General features: G+C 59.2%; 21 protein-coding genes. 9 read left to right on the top strand and 12 right to left on the bottom strand.

What is annotated here, in order from left to right; all coding sequences use genetic code 11:
- The first annotated feature begins 748 nt into the window (after nucleotides 1–748).
- The 5 genes from QWE_RS09590 to QWE_RS09570 are packed head-to-tail and all read left to right on the top strand — an operon-like array spanning nucleotide 749 to nucleotide 5911.
- A complete protein-coding gene (locus QWE_RS09590; protein WP_420804552.1) occupies nucleotides 749–2329 on the top strand; it encodes an ABC transporter substrate-binding protein in 1581 nt (526 codons plus the stop codon).
- A gap of 6 nt (nucleotides 2330–2335) precedes the next feature.
- A complete protein-coding gene (locus QWE_RS09585) occupies nucleotides 2336–3403 on the top strand; it encodes an ABC transporter permease (protein WP_006725912.1) in 1068 nt (355 codons plus the stop codon).
- Complete coding sequence (locus QWE_RS09580; RefSeq protein ID WP_006725911.1) at nucleotides 3400–4335, top strand: ABC transporter permease; 936 nt, start codon at nucleotides 3400–3402, stop codon at nucleotides 4333–4335. Before QWE_RS09585 ends, QWE_RS09580 begins: the two co-directional genes overlap by 4 nt.
- On the top strand, nucleotides 4332–5165 hold the full coding sequence (locus QWE_RS09575; protein ID WP_006725910.1) for an ABC transporter ATP-binding protein: 834 nt from the start codon (nucleotides 4332–4334) through the stop codon (nucleotides 5163–5165). Before QWE_RS09580 ends, QWE_RS09575 begins: the two co-directional genes overlap by 4 nt.
- On the top strand, nucleotides 5162–5911 hold the full coding sequence (locus QWE_RS09570) for an ABC transporter ATP-binding protein (protein ID WP_006725909.1): 750 nt from the start codon (nucleotides 5162–5164) through the stop codon (nucleotides 5909–5911). The genes QWE_RS09575 and QWE_RS09570 overlap by 4 nt, the downstream gene beginning before the upstream one ends.
- Before the next feature lie 78 nt (nucleotides 5912–5989).
- Here QWE_RS09570 and QWE_RS09565 read toward each other — a convergent pair whose 3' ends face one another.
- The 7 genes from QWE_RS09565 to QWE_RS09535 are packed head-to-tail and all read right to left on the bottom strand — an operon-like array spanning nucleotide 5990 to nucleotide 11903.
- Nucleotides 5990–6517 carry an NADPH-dependent FMN reductase gene (locus QWE_RS09565; RefSeq protein WP_006725908.1) on the bottom strand — a complete coding sequence of 176 codons (528 nt, stop codon included), beginning with the start codon at nucleotides 6515–6517 and terminating at the stop codon, nucleotides 5990–5992.
- A 10-nt stretch (nucleotides 6518–6527) separates the two neighbouring features.
- A complete protein-coding gene (locus QWE_RS09560; RefSeq protein ID WP_006725907.1) occupies nucleotides 6528–7841 on the bottom strand; it encodes a TRAP transporter large permease in 1314 nt (437 codons plus the stop codon).
- On the bottom strand, nucleotides 7828–8409 hold the full coding sequence (locus QWE_RS09555; RefSeq protein WP_052018134.1) for a TRAP transporter small permease subunit: 582 nt from the start codon (nucleotides 8407–8409) through the stop codon (nucleotides 7828–7830). The genes QWE_RS09560 and QWE_RS09555 overlap by 14 nt, the downstream gene beginning before the upstream one ends.
- 3 nt (nucleotides 8410–8412) lie before the next feature.
- The gene (locus tag QWE_RS09550) at nucleotides 8413–9486 is read right to left on the bottom strand and encodes a C4-dicarboxylate TRAP transporter substrate-binding protein (protein ID WP_006725905.1); all 1074 of its coding nucleotides are present in this window, start codon (nucleotides 9484–9486) and stop codon (nucleotides 8413–8415) included.
- A 24-nt stretch (nucleotides 9487–9510) separates the two neighbouring features.
- Nucleotides 9511–9915, bottom strand: coding sequence for a YciI family protein (locus tag QWE_RS09545; RefSeq protein ID WP_006725904.1), 405 nt, complete (start codon nucleotides 9913–9915; stop codon nucleotides 9511–9513).
- A gap of 21 nt (nucleotides 9916–9936) precedes the next feature.
- Nucleotides 9937–11082 carry a CaiB/BaiF CoA transferase family protein gene (locus QWE_RS09540; protein ID WP_006725903.1) on the bottom strand — a complete coding sequence of 382 codons (1146 nt, stop codon included), beginning with the start codon at nucleotides 11080–11082 and terminating at the stop codon, nucleotides 9937–9939.
- A 2-nt stretch (nucleotides 11083–11084) separates the two neighbouring features.
- Nucleotides 11085–11903: a citryl-CoA lyase gene (locus QWE_RS09535; protein WP_006725902.1), complete on the bottom strand. Its 819-nt coding sequence runs from the start codon at nucleotides 11901–11903 to the stop codon at nucleotides 11085–11087.
- 262 nt (nucleotides 11904–12165) lie between these two features.
- Here QWE_RS09535 and QWE_RS09530 point away from each other — a divergent pair, with 262 nt between their 5' ends.
- The 4 genes from QWE_RS09530 to QWE_RS09515 all read left to right on the top strand — a co-directional run bounded on the left by QWE_RS09530 (nucleotide 12166) and on the right by QWE_RS09515 (nucleotide 15795).
- Nucleotides 12166–12972, top strand: a complete 807-nt coding sequence (locus QWE_RS09530) for an IclR family transcriptional regulator domain-containing protein (protein ID WP_040299903.1) — start codon at nucleotides 12166–12168, stop codon at nucleotides 12970–12972.
- A gap of 109 nt (nucleotides 12973–13081) precedes the next feature.
- The gene (locus QWE_RS09525) at nucleotides 13082–14488 is read left to right on the top strand and encodes an amidohydrolase family protein (RefSeq protein ID WP_006725900.1); all 1407 of its coding nucleotides are present in this window, start codon (nucleotides 13082–13084) and stop codon (nucleotides 14486–14488) included.
- Nucleotides 14489–14566: 78 nt separating this feature from the next.
- Nucleotides 14567–15427 (top strand): DODA-type extradiol aromatic ring-opening family dioxygenase, encoded by an 861-nt coding sequence (locus QWE_RS09520; RefSeq protein ID WP_006725899.1) that lies wholly within the window; start codon nucleotides 14567–14569, stop codon nucleotides 15425–15427.
- On the top strand, nucleotides 15424–15795 hold the full coding sequence (locus QWE_RS09515) for a hypothetical protein (RefSeq protein ID WP_006725898.1): 372 nt from the start codon (nucleotides 15424–15426) through the stop codon (nucleotides 15793–15795). The genes QWE_RS09520 and QWE_RS09515 overlap by 4 nt, the downstream gene beginning before the upstream one ends.
- Before the next feature lie 347 nt (nucleotides 15796–16142).
- Here the strand turns inward: QWE_RS09515 and QWE_RS24680 are convergent, their stop codons facing one another.
- From QWE_RS24680 to QWE_RS09490, 5 genes are all read right to left on the bottom strand, one after another.
- Entirely contained in the window at nucleotides 16143–16442 is a 300-nt protein-coding gene (locus QWE_RS24680) for an I78 family peptidase inhibitor (protein ID WP_083872881.1), read from the bottom strand.
- Between the two features lie 209 nt (nucleotides 16443–16651).
- Nucleotides 16652–17806: a mandelate racemase/muconate lactonizing enzyme family protein gene (locus QWE_RS09505; protein WP_006725896.1), complete on the bottom strand. Its 1155-nt coding sequence runs from the start codon at nucleotides 17804–17806 to the stop codon at nucleotides 16652–16654.
- A gap of 68 nt (nucleotides 17807–17874) precedes the next feature.
- Nucleotides 17875–18948, bottom strand: coding sequence for an ABC transporter ATP-binding protein (locus QWE_RS09500; protein WP_006725895.1), 1074 nt, complete (start codon nucleotides 18946–18948; stop codon nucleotides 17875–17877).
- Nucleotides 18949–18962: 14 nt separating this feature from the next.
- Nucleotides 18963–19814 (bottom strand): carbohydrate ABC transporter permease, encoded by an 852-nt coding sequence (locus QWE_RS09495; protein WP_006725894.1) that lies wholly within the window; start codon nucleotides 19812–19814, stop codon nucleotides 18963–18965.
- Nucleotides 19807–20742, bottom strand: coding sequence for a carbohydrate ABC transporter permease (locus QWE_RS09490; protein WP_006725893.1), 936 nt, complete (start codon nucleotides 20740–20742; stop codon nucleotides 19807–19809). The genes QWE_RS09495 and QWE_RS09490 overlap by 8 nt, the downstream gene beginning before the upstream one ends.
- Between the last annotated feature and the right edge of the window lie 14 nt (nucleotides 20743–20756).

Raw genomic sequence — 20756 nt, 5'->3', positions numbered from 1 at the left:
GATCCGGGTCAGACAATGAAGAGCATCGGAGCGTTCAGCATAGCGGCGACCGCAGGGCGCGAACGCGGGAATTCTCGACACGTCAGGGCCGGAACAAGGGAAGCCGCAGGAGCCTGAGCATAGCGACCCTTCAGGGTCAGGCGGGACCGCCTTCCCCCGGCCATGGCGTTCCGCACAAACGGGCAGTGAGCTTGATGAGCCCGCTCGCTGATATGAATATAGGAATGCGATTAAACCGCTTGCCATTGCCCCCCTCGCCCCATCCCCGTCACAGGAATTTTCACACTTGAATGCGGAGGCTTTCTGGCCCTACCTTCGCAGAGCTTATTCAAATCACTTTTGCGCGTCCGATTGAGAGACATGGCCATATTGAATGCGAAGAGCTCTTGGGATCACTCTAATGGACCCGATATTCAATGTGACACACAACTTGTCCGCGGTGCTGGCGCCATGGGAGGTGCTTTCACGGCTCAGCGCAAAAGTTCACCCTCGACACGACGACTCGCAAAAAACAATGGAGAACGCGCGACCCGATGGGAGCCTGCAGCCTCTAACCTGCATCGAGCACTGAACTGAGCAACCCGTCTGTGCCAGCTGTGGACTGTTGCCATGGCACTAGTCGGCACCAGTCACTCGCCCAGTTCAAGACGACTGTATCGCCTGACTTTATAACAATGAAGGGAACGATAAGATGACAATGTTTGACAGACACCTCCGACTTCTGGCGACCAGCGGAATTTTCGCCCTCATGGCCGCAACCGCACCCAACGCATATGCGGCAACACCTGCCGACACGCTCGTCCAGGCCTGGGCCATCGACGACATCATCACGCTCGATCCAGGCGAAGCTTTCGAAATCTCGACCGCGGAAGTCACGGCCAACACCTACAGCAAGCTCGTTGCGCTCGATCCGACAGATACGTCGAAGATCGTCAGCGATCTGGCCGAAAGCTGGGATGTGTCTGAGGACGGCCTCACCTATACCTTCAAGCTGAAGCCCAACCTCACCTTCGCTTCCGGCAATCCTATCACGGCCGAGGACGTGGCGTTCTCGTTCGAACGTGTCGTCAAGCTCGACAAGTCACCGGCCTTTCTCCTGACGCAGTTCGGCCTCAACGGCGAAAACGTGACGGAAATGGCCAAAGCTGCCGACGCGTCGACCTTCGTCCTGACCGTCGACAAGCCCTATGCACCGAGCTTCGTCTTGAACGTGCTGACCGCCACCGTCGCTTCCGTCGTCGACAAGAAAGTGGTGATGGAGAATGCCAAGCCGGTGACACCGACAGAGGAATACAAATATGAAACCGACTTCGGCAACGAGTTCCTGAAAACCGGCTATGCTGGTTCGGGTCCATTCAAGATCCGCGAATGGCGTGCCAACGAAGTCGTGGTGCTCGAGCGCAACGACAACTACTATGGCGAAAAGGCCAAGCTCGCCCGCGTCATCTATCGCTACATGAAAGAGAGCTCCGGCCAGCGTCTGGCGCTCGAAAACGGCGATATCGACGTCGCCCGCAACCTCGATCCCAACGATTTCGACGCCGTAGCCAGCAAGGACGGCATCGCAACCACCTCGGCACCGAAGGGCACGCTCTACTACTTCAGCCTCAACCAGAAGAACCCGAACCTGGCAAAACCCGAGGTGATCGAGGCCTTCAAATACCTCGTGGACTATGATGCTCTGGGCGAAACCCTGATCAAGGGCATCGGTACGATCCACCAGACGTTTCTGCCGTCCGGCCAGCTCGGCGCATTGGAAGACAAGCCCTACGAGCTCGACGTCGCAAAGGCCAAGGAACTGCTGGCCAAGGCCGGTCTGGCAGACGGCTTCACCGTCACCATGGACGTCCGCAACACCCAGCCCGTGACCGGCATTGCCGAAAACGTCCAGCAGACCCTTGCCCAGGCCGGTATCAAGCTGGAAATCATTCCCGGTGACGGCAAGCAGACGTTGACGAAGTACCGCGCCCGCCAGCACGACATCTATATCGGCCAGTGGGGCTCGGACTATTTCGATCCCAATTCGAATGCCGAGACTTTCACTTTCAATCCAGACAATTCCGACGAAGGCACGAACAAGACGCTCGCCTGGCGCAATGCCTGGGACCCGAAGGAATTGTCGGCCAATACGGCCGCCGCCCTGCTCGAAAAAGACACCGCCAAGCGCGCCGCAATATACGAGGACCTGCAAAAGCAGGTGCTCGCATCCGGCCCGTTCGTGGTGATCTTCCAGCAAACGGAAATCGCGGGCTATTCGAGCAAGGTACAAAACTACAAACTCGGGCCGAGCTTCGACACCAACTATATCAACACGGTCAGCAAGGAATAGTAGTCCTTGCCCCCCGTTGACAGCCAGGTCGATCGAAGGCGCGCTTCGCAGCGCGTCTTCGCGATCACCACCACCATCGGCAAATTCGTGCTCACCGTGGTGACCACCTATCTCGGCCTTCTGGCTGTGACATTTTTCATCGGTCGAGTCGTTCCCATCGATCCAGCACTTGCCATCGTCGGGGACCGGGCGCCCGCGCATGTGGTCGAACGCGTGCGTGAAGAGCTCGGCCTCAACCTGCCGCTCTGGCATCAGTTCATAATCTATGTCCGCCAGGCGCTGTCCGGTGACTTCGGCGTGTCGGTGCTGACCACGAATCCGGTCATGAAGGATATTGCCCGCGTCTTTCCGGCCACGATTGAACTTGCGACGGTGGGCACGTTCATCGGAGCCGTTTTCGGCGTTCCGCTTGGGGTGCTGGCCGCCGTCAAGCGTGGCTCGATTGTAGATCAGCTGGTGCGTGTTATCGGGCTGATCGGTTACTCGGTCCCGATCTTCTGGCTTGGTCTGCTGGCCCTTCTTCTCTTTTATGCGAAGCTGAACTGGGTCGCCTATCCTGGCCGAGTTGACATCGTCTACGAATACAGCTTCACCCCCGTCACCGGCTTCTACCTGCTGGACGCGACAATGCAGCGCCAGTGGGACGTGTTGTGGGATCTCTTTCGCCACATAATCCTGCCCGGTGGCCTGCTCGGCTATTTCTCCATGGCCTATATCAGCCGGATGACCCGGTCCTTCATGCTCAATGAACTTGCGCAGGAGTACATCGTCGCAGCACGCGCCAAGGGGCTCAGCGAAACCCGCATCATCTGGTTTCATGCGCTTCGAAACGCCGCTGTCCCCCTGGTGACGGTCATTGCGCTCTCCTATGCCGGACTGCTCGAAGGTTCGGTGCTGACCGAAACGATCTTCTCCTGGCCGGGGCTCGGCCTCTACATCACCAATTCGCTACAGAATGCCGATTTGAACGCCGTTCTCGGCGGGACGATCGTCATTGGATCCGTGTTTATCGGCATCAATCTCCTGTCCGATATACTTTATCGCACTCTGGATCCGAGGACGCGCAGCCGATGACCACACCCGTCTCCGCCGCATCCGAACAGGGTTGGAAGGCTTGGCTTACCTCTGACAAACCGCGATCCCGCCTGCAGGCCCGCTGCGGCCGCGCCTATTTTATTTGGCAGCGTTTTGCTGAAAATCGACTGGCGCTGGCCGGGCTTGCCATCCTGCTCGCTCTTCTCTTCGTCGCCGCCTTTGCCGATGTTCTGGCGCCCCATTCGCCAGTTCAAGGCGATCTGCGCAACGCACGCCTTTTGCCACCTGGCAGCGCCGGCTATCTGCTCGGCACGGACGACCAGGGACGCGACATTCTCTCCCGTCTGATCCACGGATCGAGGCTGACCTTGTTCGTCGTCGCTCTGGTTGCGATCATAGCCGCGCCTGTTGGCCTGATCGTCGGCACGATCGCCGGTTATGCCGGCGGCTGGATCGATGGGGTGCTGATGCGCATCACCGACATCTTCCTCGCCTTCCCCAAGTTGGTCCTCGCGCTGGCACTTGTCGCGGCGCTCGGTCCTGGGATCGAGAATGCCGTGCTTGCCATCGCCATCACGTCCTGGCCGCCCTATGCGCGCATTGCCCGCGCCGAGACGCTGACATTTCGCAATTCGGATTTCATCGCGGCCGTGCAGCTGATGGGTGCGTCTCCACCCCGCATCGTGCTGTCGCATATCGCGCCCCTCTGCCTCTCCTCGGTCATCGTCCGCGTCACCCTCGATATGGCCGGGATCATCCTGACGGCGGCCGGCCTCGGTTTCCTCGGCCTCGGCGCGCAGCCTCCGCTACCAGAATGGGGTGCGATGATTGCATCCGGCCGTCGCTTTATTCTCGATCAATGGTGGGTCGCGGCGATGCCGGGCTTCGCCATCCTGATCGTGTCGCTCGGCTTCAACCTTTTGGGTGACGGTCTGCGCGATGCGCTCGACCCGAAGGAGGCTGGCCAATGAGCGCGCTTTTGACCGTCGAGAATCTACGCGTCAGCTTTCCAACCCGTACAGGCCTGATCGAGGCGGTGCGCGGTGTGAGTTTTACACTCGGGCGCGAAAGGCTCGGCATCGTGGGTGAATCCGGCTCCGGCAAGTCGCAGACCGGGCGAGCCATCATGGGGCTGACCTCGCCGCAGGCCAGGATCTCGGCGGATAGGCTGCAGTTCCGCGAGACCGATCTCATGACCGCAAACCCGGCGCGTCGCCGATCGCTGCGCGGCAAGCAACTGGCGATGATCCTACAGGATCCCAAATATTCGCTGAATCCGGTCATGACCGTCGGGCGCCAGATCATGGAGACGCTGCGGACCCACGAGAAGGTTTCCTCGGCCACGGCACGCAGTCGCGCTCTCGCCATGCTCGAAGCCGTTCAGATCCGCAATCCTGAACGCGTGTTTGATCTTTATCCGCATGAAGTTTCCGGCGGCATGGGTCAGCGCGTAATGATTGCCATGATGCTGATCTGCGGCCCTGAACTTCTGATTGCCGACGAACCGACGTCAGCTCTCGACGTGACGGTCCAGCTCGAAGTCCTTGCTATTCTGGATGGCCTGGTGCGGGATCGCGGTATGGGGCTGATCTTCATCAGCCACGATCTCAGGCTCGTTTCTTCCTTCTGCGACCGCGTGCTGGTCATGTATGCCGGCCGGGTCGTGGAGGAGATCGAAGCAACGCGGCTTCACGAGGCACAGCATCCCTATACCCGCGGGCTGCTCGAATGCCTGCCGCAGATAGCGGCCGATCGGCATCCCTTGCCGGTTCTGTTGCGCAAGGCGGAGTGGGCACTATGAGGCCGGCAATTGCCATTCGAGACATGGTCGTCAGCTTCGATGGCTATCGTGCGCTCGATAGTGTCAATCTGGATGTCGAAGACGGCGCCTCCTTCGGCGTTGTGGGAGAATCCGGTTCGGGTAAATCGACGCTCCTGAGGGCCGTGGCTGGCCTCAACTTCTTCAGCTCAGGCATTCTATCGGTTAATGGGCAACTGTATGAGGGGCGCAAACGCGACAAGAACTTCTACCGCCAGGTTCAGATGGTTTTCCAGGATCCCTACGGCTCGTTGCATCCGCGCCAGACCGTAGACCGCCTGCTGCGCGAGCCACTCACGATCCATGGCTTCACCGACGTAGAAACGCGCATAACCCGAGCCTTGGACGAGGTGGGGCTAGGGACCGGCTTCCGTTTCCGCTTCTCGCATCAGCTGTCTGGTGGCCAGCGCCAGCGCATCGCCATCGCCCGTGCCCTCATTCTTGAGCCAAAGGTGCTTCTGCTCGACGAGCCGACTTCGGCATTGGACGCCTCTATCCAGGCAGAAATCCTCAATCTGCTGGAACAAGTGCGCAAGGATCGGGCTCTGACATTTATCTTGGTCAGCCACGACCTGGCCGTGATCAGCCATATGTGCGAGAATCTGGCCGTCATGAAATCCGGCAAGATCGTCGAGACGCTGAGCGTCGAACAATTGCGCCATGGCGGTTTCTCGACTGACTATACGCGCCAGCTCATGACGGCGAGCGAGGGTTTTCGGCGCCGCTAGACAATCCGCCAGCTCTTCCGATGTGAACCAATCGGGGACCGCGGATCGGCATCCCAACCACGCAGGCACCGCATTGGGTCAGGGCAGAGCTTCAACAAAGGCTCTGAGCTTCGGCATTGCGAAGCTGAAGAATGCATCGTCGGAGAGCCTGCCGTTTGCTATCTTTTGATTGGCATTAGGGATCACGATTTCCGGGCATGTATAGACGTCCGCCAGCATGCCGTTCAGCACATATTTGAGATGCGACTGAGCACGAACTCCGCCGAGGGCACCGCCGGAGACGCTGATGACGAAACATGGCTTCCCCTTGAAAGGCGACTGCAAAGCCGGCCGAGAAGCCCAGTCGATGGCATTCTTGAGAACACCCGGTATGCTGTAGTTGTATTCGGGTGTGACAAAGACCAGTCCATCAGAGGAAGTGATCTGGTCGCAGAATGCCTCCACTTCAGGACTGTTCAGCACATCGGCATTGTAATGCGGCAAGCAGCCCGGCTCTGCGACGGCGCAGTCGACGTCCTCCCCAAGGAGCTCCGTGAGCGCCCACACTGTCGCAAGCGATGCGGACGCCGATCGAAGGCTCCCAGGGATGAACACCAGCTTTTTCATGAGATGATCCTTAAAGCCGTGCCAACCACGTCGCGATCGACGGGAACAGCACGATGAGCGCAATCGACACCAGCATGGCCAAGACGAAGGGCCAGGCTCCCCTGAATATCTCCCCCACCCTCAGGTCAGGATCATCCATGGCCGACTTGATGACATAGACCGATAGGCCGAATGGCGGCGTGAGCAGCCCGACCTCGACCGCGACCACGGTCAGCACCCCGAACCAGATCAGGTCGAACCCTGCGGCTTCGGCGATCGGCAGGGCAATCGGCAAGAGGATCAGCATGATGGAAATGGAATCGATCAGACATCCAAGCGCAATGACCAGGAGCAGGAAGAGCAGAAGGAAGCCGTAAGGTCCGATCGGGCCTGCGAGAAAGAATTCAGCCAGGCCGGCCGGAACACCGGAAAGAGCCAGCATGCGGCTGAAGAATGTTGCCGCCAGGATAAGAAACAAAACCGAGACGGTGATCTGCCCTGTTTCGACCAAGAGCCGCCAAAGGGTTCGGCCGCTGAGCGATCGACGAAGGGCAGCGATCACGAGAGCGCCAAAGGCACCTGCTGCGCCTGCTTCCGTGGGATTCAGAAAGCCACCATAGAGCCCGCCAAGGACAATGAAGATGAGAGAGACGATAGGCAGCGACTTTCTCGTCACGTCCTTGACACTCATCGGTGCAGCTTCAACCAGGTCTGCATTGCCATCAAAGACAAAGTCTTTCCGGAAGCGCGCCAGAAGCAGGATCGTGACACAGAAGGCAAACGCAAGCAGGAGGCCTGGACCAAGGCCCGCGAGGAACATGCGCCCGACGGACTCTTCCGCGAGCACCGCGTAGACAATCATCAACAGGGAGGGTGGGATCAGCATGCCGAGGACCGACGATCCTGCGACAACGCCGGTCGCGAACTTGCGCGTGTAGCCATGACGGACCATCTCTGGCACGGCGACGCGACTGAACACCGTTGCTGACGCAATCGAAATGCCGGTTATGGCAGCGAAAACGGCGTTGGCGAACACCGTCGCTATTCCCAAACCGGCCGCTATGCGCCCGAACAGGTTCTGAAATACGTCGAACGTGTCCTTGCCCACTCTCGAAACTGTCACGAGCAGGCCCATCAGCACGAAGAGTGGAACGACGGCAAACAGATATTCACGGAGACTGTCGTTTGCGACAGCGCCCATCATGCGCAGCGAGACACCCTCGCCTCGAATGGCTGCGACACCGACGAAAGAGACCGCAAGCATGCTGATCCCGATCGGCATGCCGAGATAGATGAGGACGAGAAGTGCCGCGATGGCGGCCGAGCCTATTTCAATCGGAGACATGCGACGGCCCTCTCCAGTTGACTGTCCTCAATTCGGCAATCGCCTGAACGAGAAACTGGATTGATGAGACCGCGATGCCGACCAGGATCAGGATGCGGAAGGGAAAAGTCGGGAGGGTGGCGATGCCGGTCACACCGATGAATTCGCCGCTCGAATAGTCCTTGGCCAGGATGGACCAGCTTGCCCAGGCGATCGCGCCCAACACGCACGATCCGACCAAGTTGAAAACGCATGACAAGGCAGCACCCAACTTGGGATGGCTCTCACGAATGGGAATATAAAATACTTCCGTGCGCGCGAGACGATCCGCCCTGACGGTGGCTGGCAATTGCAGGCAGACGATCATGACCAGCAACAATGCGCCGAGTTCAGACACGAGAGGAAGCGAAGACCCCATCGCGTTTCGGGCGACGATATCAGTGCAAATGATGACCATCAGGACGCCAATGAGAATAGTCCCCAGCACCGCCAGACCATCGACGAAGGTCAACCACAGCCTGGCTGACCTGCCCGGAGCAGGCGACGGGCGTCCCGCCTGCTCCTTTCCATGTTCGATACCAGGAGCCACGTTTCACTCGCCCCAGTTTCGCATTGGCGTCTCGCCGCGATCGCGAAGGCCTTGCATGTAGGCTTTGAGGAATTCGCCTGCCGGATGACCCTTGGCGTCCAGATCGGCGGCCCACTCGCCGGCGATATCCGGCAGCTTGTCGACCCAGGCTTTTCGTTGTTCATCACTCATCTTGATGACGGTCACGGGGGGCGACTGGGTAGCCCCCAGTTCCACCATCTTGTTCATCGCGATTTCGTGTCGTTCCAGAAGGTCCTTGCCATGGGCTTCGGTATAATACTTGCCAGCTTCGACCATTGCGTTCTGGACGTCCTCGGGCAAACCGTCCCAGCTGTCACGATTGATCGCGACAGCGCCAGAGAAGGCAACACCAACGTCGAACCGGTTGATATAGGGCGCAACTTCATAAAGCTTGGCCGGCAGGGCACCCAGCGCCAGGGAAAGCACACCGTCCGAAATCCCGGTCTGGATGTCTGTGTAGAAACTGGTCAGCGAACCATCGACTGCATTCGCACCCGTGCCACGCAGCCATGTCCCAAGCACACCCGGGGCCGAGAGCTTCATGCCATTGATGTCGTCGATACCCTGCAATGGCTTCTTGGTGTAGATGTCGTACATGTCGGTGCCGGTGAGACCGAGAACCTTGAGATTGTACTGTTCCCACTCCTGGCGAAACGCCTCGTTCTTTTCCAGAAGGTCCTGCATGACTTCAAGCTGAAGGGGCGGATTGACGGTGGCAAAGGGAGCATAGCTCGATGCCTGGCTGAGCGGCAGCTTTGCAGGCTCAAGGAATGAAAAGACCCAGCCAATGTCGGTGATGCCCTGCTCGACGGACGTCAGGGTGGCATTGGCCTTATAAAGCTGCCCGCCAAATGCCTCGTTCCACTCGATCTTGTATTCACCTTTCTCAGCGAGGATTTCATCCGTCCGCGCCATGAAATGCGTCTTCATCATGCCGACCCAGGGAATGACCGTTGGATGGCTGGATGCAATGGTCAGTGAGATGGTCTCTTGCGCTGTTGCTGCGCTTGGCAAGGCAATCATGCCCGCTGTAAAAAGTCCGACTAGAATACGCATTGGTCTCCTCCCAAAGTTCTGCGTTCAAGCTATCGAAAATGTCTGGCTCGAATAATCGAGCCGGACGGTCACCGCTCCCTCGTTGATCAGCCAGGGTCTGACACGAAATATCCGTGCACCGCTTCTGTGCATCGGGTCTTGTTCGGCAATTGCGATTGCCGCTTCGCGGGATGCCGCGCGTATGATGACCAGGCCCTCGCCCTCCCAGCTTTGGCCGTCGTCCGTCCACATTGGCCCTGCCGCGAAAAGCACGCCTTGCTTCTCCAGTCCAACCTGGAATTCGAGGTGTTCTTCCATCATTGCAAAGACGGGGCCGAGCCCGTTCGCCGGCGTGGTAAAGATCGCATAGAGCTGCTTTTGCAGCATTGCCTTGCTTGCTTGAAGGACCGTCTCTACCGGGACAGCCTTCGGGTTTTCATCTTCACTCATCACCACCTCCCCCTCTCCGATCTAGTCGGCATGCCGGCGCTTCAACTCCTCGCGGATCTCAGATCCATGCTGATCAAGGGTGGGCGGCGGCGAGACGTCGAATTCGGGCTCGCCGTCAAAGCTGTATGGCGCCCTGACCGTTGTCGACTGCCCCAATTCCGGATGGGTGATGGGCACGGCCAGCCGCAGATGGCGGGCCTGCGGATCTTCGAGCGCTTCATCAGCGTCATAGGCCGGAGAGTGCGGCACTTCCTCAGTCAGAAGACGCTCGCACCAGACATCGCGGCTCTCGGTCTTGAAGATCGGCGTGAAGATCTCGATCAGGTCGTCTTGATGCTTGATCCGCTGCAGACGTTCACTGAAGCGCGGATCAGCAGCAAGAGCCTGTTGTCGAGTCGCCGAAAGAAGGCCGTCCCAGAACTTCGACGGAGAAGACATGTGGATTGCGATCCACTTTCCGTCCTTGCACTCGAAGGTATAGCTTTGCGAGACGACCGGACGCGACAAGGGGCCCATGATCTCACCAACCGCATAGTAGTGGGTGAAGCTGTCGAGGTTGAAATGTGTCATCGCCTCCAGCATCGAGATATCGAGCCTCCGACCCTTGCCGGTTCGGGACCGCTCGAGGAGGGCCGCCATGATGCCCATTGCAGCGTACTTGCCGGTAATCGCGTCGGCGATAGCAGGGCCAATCACGCGGGGATTGGTCGGTGGAGTGACCAGACGCAAGAAACCACTGGCCGCCTGAGCAACCGTGTCGAATGCCGGCCGGTCGCGCGAAGGACCGCTCTGGCCGAAGCCGGATATCGCGCAATAGATCAGCGATGGATTGACCTGCCGCAGATCGGCTTCGCCACAGCCCAGCTTTTCTGCGACGCCTGGCCGGAAGTTCTGGATGAAGACGTCAGCCGTTGCGACCAGATCCAGAAGGACTTCCAGATCCTCCTTCTTAGTAGTATCCAGCGCAATCGAGCGTTTGTTGCGATTGTAGGTCTGGTAGTGCGGCGAATAGAGGCCGCCCTTGAACGCGCGAAAAGGGTCGCCCGTTTCGGGACGCTCAACTTTGATGACGTCTGCTCCAAGATCGGCCAGATGCATGCTCGCAGCAGGGCCCGTGATGTAGGTCCCGAGCTCCACGACGCGGAAGTCCTTCAAAAGCTTGACCATCGCTATTGCGCCTCCCCGCCGACGGTATCCTTGCCCGCCTTCGGTCCGTCATACGAGATCGCAAGATCGGCATGATGCGACATGATGAATCCGATGGAGCGCAGAGACTCTTCGTAAAGATGCGCGGCAAGTCCCGCCGTGCGTGCGAGAAGCGGAACGGCCTTGAGCGCTTCCAGTGGCCATCCAGCGTCGAGCATGACTGCTGGAATGGCGCCGGAAACATTGATGGGAAGCGGGCGATCCATGATGACGGGGGCATGCTTGGCGAGTGCACGCAGGGTCTCGACGTGGCGACCACTGATGCCAAGCGTATCGGACAGATCAAGCAGCCGATTGGCTCTCGGATCCCCCGCACTGTGCTGAGGATGACCTAAGCCCGGCACCTTCTTGCGAGATGATTTCAGGTCGCTGAGGCTGCTGGATACGGCGTCTTCAAGTCCGGCTCCGCTGGCATCCGCCTGATCGATCACGCTGGCTAGGTAACGCCCCGCCGCCTCCGAGCTGCCGGCGACGACGCTGCCCATGCCGAGCAATCCCGCGGCCACTGCTCCCTGCCAGGCTTCTGGGCCAGCGGCGAGCGTCATTCGTGCCGCCTGAACGCTGGGCACCAGCCCGTGTTCAGCGATCGACACCAGACAGGCATCGAGGATAGCGCGCTGAGCATCAGTCGGCCGGGTTCCGATCACGAGAAACCAGAAATAGTCGGTGAAGCCGATCTGACCGATCAAGTCGCCGCAAAGATCCAGCCCCCGCACAGTGATGGTGTCGGCGTCGGACGTTGCAATCGCCGTGCTGGCGTTATCCTGCTTTCCTATTCGCATTACGCTCCTCATTTTCGCTGTGCGAAATAATTTCCTCTTGCCGAAGACGTTAGCAGTATTTATCGTGTCGTCAAGTCGCGATCTCGGATCGGCTCTCGGCCTCAATCAAGAGGATTGCGAACTAGGGGAGTGAGGGGGCCATGAGGAATGGGGAAGATCGCGCGAATTGTATCAACTGTCGGGCAGCAACCGCCATCAGGCGTGCGCTGCTGGTCAAACACCCGTCTAAACGGGGATGACCAACTTGCAGGAGACAGCGATCATGATCAGACAGGATGCAGAAAGACCAGCCGAGTTCGTCGAGGCTTTGGCCAAGGGAATTGCGATCCTCGAAAGCTTTGACGCCTCGCACCCGGAGATGACCCTGAGCGAGGTCGCAAAGCGCATCGGGCTGTCCCCCGCTGCCGCGCGCAGAAGCCTGCTGACGCTCCAGGCACTGGGCTATGTCAATCAAACCGGCAAGCGCTTCCACCTGCGGCCAAAGGTCATGACGCTTGGATCGGCCTTCTACTTTTCAGCTCGAATCGAGGAAGTTCTGCAACCGGGACTTCGGGAACTGGTGGAGAAATTCGGGGACGCCTCATCGGCAGGCACTCTCGACGGGGAAGATGTCATCTACGTCGCGCATGTATCGGTGCAGAGGGCCCGTCGGGCAGCGGCGGTCATGGGGGCGCGGTATCCGGCTTTTGCCACATCGCTGGGACGAGTCCTGCTTGCGGGGCTCAGCGACGAAGCGCTGGAACGCTATCTGAAAAAGGTTCGTCTCAGGGCCCTGACGTCAAGAACGATCACCGACACGGAAGCGCTCAAGCGAGAGATCCTTGTGGTCCGCGAGAACGGTTATGCCACCACGGTCGATCAGCTTGATTACGGGATCACAGCGCTCGCCGTCCCGATCCGCGACGTGCAGGGGCGCACGATCGCCGCACTGAACACGTCCGGCTACACCGGCATAGTTACGCCAGAGACGCTGGTGGCCGAGCGTTTGCCAGCACTCAGACAGGCGGCATCACACATAGCACACGCCATAACGCGATACCCGGTCCTGCAATCGATCATCGGGACCTGACAGAGGAAGAACGCAACACGGCCAGGGAGGAAGAGCCATGTGCAGACTTTGTAACACAGATACCCGATCGCCCTGCCCCACCCGCTTCGAGGCGAGCGCGGTAGAGGGCATGCCAAAATCGGCCGCCGCCCAGGCCGCAGCGGCAGCAAGTCTGCCAAAAGGGATCGGAGATACAGGACGCAGGACGCTGATCAAGGGTGGCGTGATCCTGTCCATGGACGATCAGGTGGGGAATTTCGAAAGCGCCGACATCCTGCTGGAAGGCTCGAAAATCCTTGCAGTCGGCCCCGCTCTCGCAGCGGAAGGTGCAGCCGTCATCGACGCGCAAGGCAAGATCGTCATGCCGGGCTTTGTGGACACCCACCATCATCAGTTCGAGACGGCGCTACGTGGTCACCTCGCGAACGGCATCCTGATCAATGACGGTCGCCCGGAATCGAGCTCGAACTACTATGAGACCATTCTGCAGAAGTTCTCGATGGTCTACCGCCCGGACGATGTCTACATCAACGAGCTTTTCGGATCGCTGTCGCAACTCGATGCCGGCGTAACAACCGTGATGGACGTCAGCCAGATCCATCATTCGCCCGAACACTCTGATGCTGCGGTCGAAGGCCTGCTAGATGCCGGCCGGCGTTCCGTCCTGGGATATTTCGAAGGTTGGGGCGAGAAGTCCGCCTATCCGTTTGACGCAAAGCGGATCCACCAGACCCATTTTTCATCGGATGATCAGCTTTTGACCATGGTCATGGGAGGCGAGATCTACATCCCTGGATATGAAGAGGCATGGCGGATCGGGCGTGAACTCAACATTCCGATCGCCCTCCATGTCGTTGGCACCTTTGGCATGCAGCCGGTCTTCGATGAACTTGGCGCCCGCGGCATGTTCGGTCCGGACAACATCTTCATCCATATGACAGGGATGTCCGAACAGGGCTGGAAACATGCAGCCGATGCCGGCGCTCACATCTCCTTGTCGGTGCCCATCGAGATGCAGATGCGTCACGGGACGCCCCCTTTGCAGACCTCGATCGATCTGGGAATGAGCATTTCCCTTTCGACCGACGTCGAATGCACCATGACGGCTGACTTCTTCACGCAGATGCGCAGCTTCGTTACGCTCCAGCGCATGGAGGCGAATGCGAAGGCTCTCGCCGGTCAGGATTATCCGCGGCTTGCGACCGCCGCCTATGCCTTGCGGACCGCAACAATCGGCGGCGCCCGTGGTCTGCGGCTCGATCACAAGATCGGCTCGCTGACGCCGGGCAAGGAAGCAGACATCATCCTGCTGAATGCTGACGCACTGAATGTCGCACCCCTCAATAATGCGGCGGGCGCCGTGGTCACCTTGATGGAGCGTTCGAACGTCGACGCGGTGCTGGTCGCCGGCAAGGTGAAAAAATGGGACGGCCAGTTGCTCGGCTTCGACATCGACCGCCTCCGACACGAGATCGAGAAGAGCCGAGACTACCTGTTTGAGGCCGCCGCGATCGATCGTGATCTTTTTGCAGACTGAGTGAGAAAGCTGGCCGCCTTGAACCGGCTGCCAGGGAGTAAGGCGCCAAGAGCGCCGCCAATCTAAGGGAGAAGAACTTTGGCCAAACTTGTAGCGACGCTCGCGTCGACCCATCACCCCTTCTATCTGAAAGCGACCACGGCACCACCAGAGCAGCAGATGCCTCAGGCGCCGGAATGGAAGCGCAAGATTGAGGCCTATCGAGAAACTTTGGCGAAAACCGAGCCTGACATTCTCGTCATGGTCGGATCAGACCACTTTCACCAGATCTTCCTCGACAACTGCCCTCAGTTCCTGATCGGCAAGGCACCTCGCTACGATGCTACCTTCTATAACGAGGAGCGTGAGTTCGGCATTCCGAAGTTTGTCCTGGAGGGCAACGAGGACATGTCACGCTTCATGCATCAGTCCCTGATGGACCAGAACTTCGACTTTGCCTTCTCCAACGAGCTGAAGATCGATCATTCGATCATCTGCCCGATCATCACGGTTCGTCCGCAAAACGATCTGCCGGTCGTGCCGATCTACACCAATATTTTCGCGCCGCCACTTCATTCTCCCCGCCGATTCTATGATCTGGGCCGGGCAATCCGCAAGACGATCGACGATTATCCGTCGGACAAGCGAGTGGCAGCAATCGGCACGGGTCACCTCTCTCTCGAGCTTGGTGGCCCGCGTCAATTCATGGAAACCGGACCGGACCCGGTCTTTGACCGCCAGGCGATCGAATGGCTTCGCGCCGGCGATATCGACGCCATCCTCGCCAATGTGACACACAAGAGCATGGAGCAGAGCGGTAACGCGACCCATGGCTTCTTGAACTTCATTCTGATGCTCGGCATCGCCGGCCCGGAAGGCGCCGATTATGTCGACAATCTCGACCTCTTTCACACGATGGAAGCATATTTCACCTGGTATCCGAAGGAGCAGGCGGCATGAGCAAATATTACGTCAACAAGTTCCTCTACACCGTGGACCGGGATCCGGAATACCTGAAGCGCTATATCGAGGATCCGAAAAGCTTCGTCGCGACCTGGGAGCAATCAATTGGCCCGAAGCTTCTGGGCAATGATGTGGAAGCCTCGACCGTTCACGCCTTGACTGACAAGGAGCGGGACGCGCTGGTCACCCATGATTTTGTCGCGCTTTTTGAAATGGGGGCGCATTTCTTCCTGAACCTGACAATGTTCATCGGGATCTACGACGAACCCTATTTCCAGAAATCGGGCCCGCTCGCCTTTCAGCGCGAGTTTGCAGCGAAGCTACAGCACTGGCGTGACCGCGACTATCCGTCGGTTGAAACCTGATAGGCAAGTACGCAGGCACAGCACGTCCGGCAGTCGCCGGCGTGCCCCTTGCCCACTGTCACCGCTCGGTCAAACGCAGGCTCGGTTTCGTCGCCATTTGCTGGCCCAGCGCCTGGTTTCGGCCAGCGAGGTCGAGCCTGCCGGAGCAACAGCCCCGTTTCACCCGGCCCCCCAAGCGCTCGATAGTCTTGAACATGGGGGTATGAACGCCCATATCGGTCAAAGTTGACGCTGGACCAATCCTCCCGGTCTTGCGTCAGCTGTTCCCCTCTGGAGGTTTTGACCTTCACACCTTAAGGGCCGCGGCTTCCGCTGGCCCTTTTCTTTTGAAGCAAGCAGAGCCGCATTCAGCCACAGCTTGCTCGTGTAACAAGTCCGGATGCAGGATCTGTCTCGATCGTCACCCGATCCTCGCGAAAATCTTGTGTCACCATGTCGCCCGGCGCAATCTGACGTACCGTCCTGGCGCCGGTGAGCTGGATGGCGGCCTGGTCTGTCGGCTTAGGCTTGCCCACCAGCCCTTGGGCGGCTTCAGGCTTGCATGATCCTGCGACAGGAGAGGTGACGCCACCGTCAGCGCTGCATGAGGACAAGGCGAATGCCACACAGGCGAAAGCCATGGGCACGGAACAGCGTGGTGATGTCATCGAGATACTCCTTACTCTGGAGCGCCCATAAAGAGCTCAGTATCGGCTTTTTCATGTCGGCCCCGTCATGGCGCGACGAATTACCCTCACGCAAGACGGGCAAACCGAAGCGAAGCATCCAACCAGGTCTCATAGACCGATGAATTCAGCATGACGCGCATGGGCAGCCGGCGATGTCGCGCCTGGTGTTTTCACCCGAGCAGGAGGCGCTACCAGTTTGTGAAAGAGCCGTCCGTACGCCGCAGATGCGGGGGCTCGGAATATTCGAACGGCATCTTCGCCAGTTCTGCCTCATCAACGTCGACACCGAGCCCCGGCGCGTCAGGCACGACGTAGAACGCGCCGTCCATCTGGACCTGCCCCGGAAACAAGGTGGTGTTGTCGAAGCCCCAATGCTGCTCGGCCGGGCTCTGCCGGCATTCGAGCCATGCAAAATTCGGGACAGCTGCGCCGAGATGGACGGAAGCGGCCGTGCAGATGGGTCCGAGCGGATTGTGCGGCATCAGGTCGATATAGTGAGCCTCGCACCACCCAGCGACCTTCATCGCTTCGGTAAAGCCGCCGACATTGCAGATGTCGATCCGGCTGAACTGCAGGATGTCGCGCTCGATATAGGGCAAGAACTGCCATTTCGACGAGAACTCCTCGCCGATGGCAAAGGGAATGTCCGTCATCTTGCGCAAGGCCTCATAGGCCGAAGGCGTCTCGTCACGAATTGCCTCTTCGATGAAATCGATCGTGCCCTGTGGCATCTTCTGACAGAAGGATGCAGCTTCCGCGACACTGAGCCTGTGGTGATACTCCACACCAAGCGTCATGGCGTGGCCGACCTCGCGACGCGCACGCGCCACCCACTCAGCCGTCACGGCAATGGATTCGCGCGGCTCGAAATGCGCGTCATTCTCCTGCCCGGCGGCAATGAAGCGGACGCAGTTCCAACCCGCATCCTTCAGCATGACCGTCTGCTCGACCATCGCCTCACCCGGTTCGGCGGATGTCGTCGCAAAGGCGGGCACAAGATCGCGCTGTTTGCCGCCGAGCAATTGGTAGACAGGCACACCGAGCGCCTTTCCCTTGATGTCGTGAAACGCGATATCAAGGGCTGCGATGGCGGCAGTCAGAACCCGGCCGCCTTCGAAGTACTGACTTCGGTACATTTCCTGCCAGAGTGCTCCGCAGCGCATCGGGTCCTTGCCAAGCAGGAACTGGGCATAATGATCAATCGCAGCAGCCACAGCCTTTTCCCGATAGGACAGCCCGGACTCGCCCCATCCGTAGATGCCGCTATCCGTCTCGACCTTGACGACGAGCTGGTTTCTCACCCCGACGCGAGCGATATACGGCTTTATGGCGGAAATTTTCATGATCTTTTCCTGAACAGGACGATGCGATGTCGGCGAGGCAGATGGCTGTGACCCAGAGCCCCCTCTCCTTAAAGAGCCATCCCGCTTTCCCTGTCGAACACATGGACCTGCTCGGCGGGCACGCCGCCCTCGAAGGTCATCCCATGGCGGGCCGGGTAACCGCCATCGACGACGGCCGTGATCGGTTCACCCGATAGGCTGAACACCACATGGGTCTGGGCGCCTGTCGGTTCCACCACAATGGTTTCTCCCCGCATCAGGCTGCCGCCTGAAGTGTCGACGAGAATATGCTCGGGGCGAATGCCAAGCCGCACTCTCTTGCCAGGTTCGACGCGGCGGCCGGCCGCGATGCGGATGCTGGTGCCGTCCGACAGCCGGGCGGCCGGCAGCCCGCCATTGCCCTCGACAGTGGCATCCAGGAAGTTCATGGCTGGAGAACCGATGAAACCCGCCACGAACAGATTGGCGGGACTGCGATAGAGTTCAAGCGGCGTGCCGACCTGCTCCACCCGCCCGGCATTCAGCACGACGATGCGATCAGCGAGCGTCATGGCTTCAATCTGGTCATGGGTCACATAAACCGAGGTCGTTCCCACCTTCTGATGCAGCGTCTTGATTTCAGTGCGCATCTGCACGCGCAGCTTGGCATCGAGATTTGACAGCGGCTCATCGAACAGGAAGACGGCGGGATTGCGCACGATGGCGCGTCCCATGGCGACGCGCTGGCGCTGACCACCCGACAGCTGGCTCGGCTTGCGGTCGAGCAGATCCTCCAGTGCCAGCATGCGCGCAGCCTCGCCCACCAGCTTCTTGATCTCTGGCTTCGCCACTCCGGAGAGCTTGAGATTGAAGCCCATGTTCTCGGCCACGGTCATGTGCGGATACAAGGCGTAGGACTGAAAGACCATCGCGATGTTGCGCTCACGCGGTGTCAGCGAATTGACGACATTTCCGCCGATCAACACCTCACCGTCGGAGATGTCTTCCAATCCTGCGATCATCCTCAGCAGGGTGGACTTGCCGCAGCCAGATGGCCCGACCAGCGCAATAAACTCTCCCTCTGTGATTGAGAGCGAGACTCCGTGGATAACCTCGAGCGCGCCATAGGTCTTGCGGATGTGGCTGAGTTCGACAGAAGCCATATTGCTCTCCGTATTCAGGACTTGACGGCGCCGGCCGTCAGACCTGCGATGATGTGCTTTTGGGCAAGGAAGAAGACGATGACCGTGGGCAGGATGGTCAAGGTGATGAATGCAAGCACCAGCTGCCACTCGGTGCCGAATTCGCCCCGATAGACCATGATGCCGAGCGGCCAGGGATACTTGCTCTCGGTGTTGAGCATGATCAGTGGCAGGATGTAGCTGTTCCAGCTGTTGACGAAGCTGACGATGCTGACGGTTGCGATGATCGGCCGTGAGAGCGGCAGCGTCACATACCAGAAGAAGCGGATGTAGCCGCAACCATCGACAAAGGCCGCCTGGAACAACTCATCCGGCAAATTGCGGAAATAGTTGCGGAACAGCAGGATGCTCATGCCGAGACCGAAGGCGACTTGCGGCAGGATCACGCCCCAATAGGAATCGAGAAGTCCGAGGTCGCGAATGCGGATGAACAGCGGCAGAATGGCCGTTGCCACCGGAAACATCAGTCCGATCAGAAAGTAGTTGGTCAGATAGCCGGATCCGAAGAACCGCACATGGGCAAAGGTGAAGGCCGCCATGGCCGACACCACCACCGTCAGGAAGACGCTGACACATGAAATCAGAAGCGAATTGGCCATCTGGCGCCAGTAGCGCTCACCGAACAGGATATCGCCGTAGTTGGACCAGACCCACTCGGACGGCAGCCCGAACGGATTGACACGCAGATCGCCAAGCGACTTGAAGCCTCCGAGAGCCGTCGTCACCAGGGGGACGAGCACAAGTGCCGCCACAAGCGTCAGCGAAACATAGAGATAAAGGCGGGTTGCTACGGTGGCCGGTGGGCCGGATGTCGTTGTGTCAGTCATGGCGCATGAATATCCGTTTGTAGCCGAAGGCCAGCGTGACGCAGATGACGAACAGCACCACGCCGACTGCGCTGCCAAGCCCAACCTGCATTCGCGTCACCCCGTAGGTATAAAGGAAGGTGACCATGGTCTGCGTGGAGTTCGAAGGACCGCCGCCGGTGAGCGGCATCACGAGATCGAACAGCTGCAGTGATCCAATGATGGCGAAAAAGACGGAAAGCCGAACCGTTGACGATAATAGCGGCAGGGTGACATAGCGGAACTTCTGCCAGCCGGTAGCGCCGTCGATTTCGGCTGCCTCCAGCACGCTCTTGTCGACGGACTGGAGGCCAGCGATGAACAGCATCATGTGGAAGCCGAAGTATTTCCACACGACCACACCGAGCACCGCGTAGATGGCAAGATCGCGATCTGCCAGCACATAAGGTGTCGCCACGCCCAGGAAACCGGCGATGGCAGCAAACAGACCATAATCCCCGTCATAGACGAAACGCCAGATGAGACCGGCCGCCACATCGGCAAGCACGTAAGGGAGAAAGAAGATCAGGCGAAACGCCACCACGCCCGGGATCTTGTGCGCCAGCATCATCGCCAACCAGATGGCGAGCGGGATCTGCAAAAGCAGCGAAACGATAATGATCAGGCCATTGTTGATCAGCGCCTGCGAGAAGGCGGCGTTGTTGAACAGGACCGTAAAATTGCGCGTGCCAACGAATTCGGTCGGAACACCGTAGCCGTTCCAGCGATAGAGACTGTACCAGGCGGCCTCGCCCATCGGCAGGATCACGAACATCGTGAAGAGCAGCAGCGCTGGCGGCAGAAACAGGATCAGGACAGGAAGACGTCCCCTTGCCGTCGGGCTCTTGTAACGGGTCTTTGATCTCGGTGCACGCGCGATGGCCGCCGCCCCGGCAGTCGTGTCTGTCATGCCTCGCCTCCTCC

Origin of the sequence: Agrobacterium albertimagni AOL15, assembly GCF_000300855.1 — a bacterium.
Lineage (GTDB): Bacteria > Pseudomonadota > Alphaproteobacteria > Rhizobiales > Rhizobiaceae > Allorhizobium > Allorhizobium albertimagni.
Note: the sequence above shows the minus strand (reverse complement) of the source record. Positions and strands in the feature narration are given on the sequence as shown.

Excerpts from the sequence above, each read along its gene's own strand:
- QWE_RS09565 (WP_006725908.1), bottom strand. The coding sequence starts at position 6,517 with ATGAAAAAGCTGGTGTTCATCCCTGGGAGCCTTCGATCGGCGTCCGCA.
- QWE_RS09495 (WP_006725894.1), bottom strand. The coding sequence starts at position 19,814 with ATGACTGACACAACGACATCCGGCCCACCGGCCACCGTAGCAACCCGC.
- QWE_RS09545 (WP_006725904.1), bottom strand. The coding sequence starts at position 9,915 with ATGAGTGAAGATGAAAACCCGAAGGCTGTCCCGGTAGAGACGGTCCTT.
- QWE_RS09500 (WP_006725895.1), bottom strand. The coding sequence starts at position 18,948 with ATGGCTTCTGTCGAACTCAGCCACATCCGCAAGACCTATGGCGCGCTC.
- QWE_RS09505 (WP_006725896.1), bottom strand. The coding sequence starts at position 17,806 with ATGAAAATTTCCGCCATAAAGCCGTATATCGCTCGCGTCGGGGTGAGA.
- QWE_RS09580 (WP_006725911.1), top strand. The coding sequence starts at position 3,400 with ATGACCACACCCGTCTCCGCCGCATCCGAACAGGGTTGGAAGGCTTGG.
- QWE_RS09525 (WP_006725900.1), top strand. The coding sequence starts at position 13,082 with ATGCCAAAATCGGCCGCCGCCCAGGCCGCAGCGGCAGCAAGTCTGCCA.
- QWE_RS09515 (WP_006725898.1), top strand. The coding sequence starts at position 15,424 with ATGAGCAAATATTACGTCAACAAGTTCCTCTACACCGTGGACCGGGAT.
- QWE_RS09540 (WP_006725903.1), bottom strand. The coding sequence starts at position 11,082 with ATGGTCAAGCTTTTGAAGGACTTCCGCGTCGTGGAGCTCGGGACCTAC.
- QWE_RS09535 (WP_006725902.1), bottom strand. The coding sequence starts at position 11,903 with ATGCGAATAGGAAAGCAGGATAACGCCAGCACGGCGATTGCAACGTCC.
- QWE_RS09550 (WP_006725905.1), bottom strand. The coding sequence starts at position 9,486 with ATGCGTATTCTAGTCGGACTTTTTACAGCGGGCATGATTGCCTTGCCA.
- QWE_RS09575 (WP_006725910.1), top strand. The coding sequence starts at position 4,332 with ATGAGCGCGCTTTTGACCGTCGAGAATCTACGCGTCAGCTTTCCAACC.
- QWE_RS09490 (WP_006725893.1), bottom strand. The coding sequence starts at position 20,742 with ATGACAGACACGACTGCCGGGGCGGCGGCCATCGCGCGTGCACCGAGA.
- QWE_RS09530 (WP_040299903.1), top strand. The coding sequence starts at position 12,166 with ATGATCAGACAGGATGCAGAAAGACCAGCCGAGTTCGTCGAGGCTTTG.
- QWE_RS09590 (WP_420804552.1), top strand. The coding sequence starts at position 749 with ATGGCCGCAACCGCACCCAACGCATATGCGGCAACACCTGCCGACACG.
- QWE_RS24680 (WP_083872881.1), bottom strand. The coding sequence starts at position 16,442 with ATGACATCACCACGCTGTTCCGTGCCCATGGCTTTCGCCTGTGTGGCA.
- QWE_RS09560 (WP_006725907.1), bottom strand. The coding sequence starts at position 7,841 with ATGTCTCCGATTGAAATAGGCTCGGCCGCCATCGCGGCACTTCTCGTC.
- QWE_RS09570 (WP_006725909.1), top strand. The coding sequence starts at position 5,162 with ATGAGGCCGGCAATTGCCATTCGAGACATGGTCGTCAGCTTCGATGGC.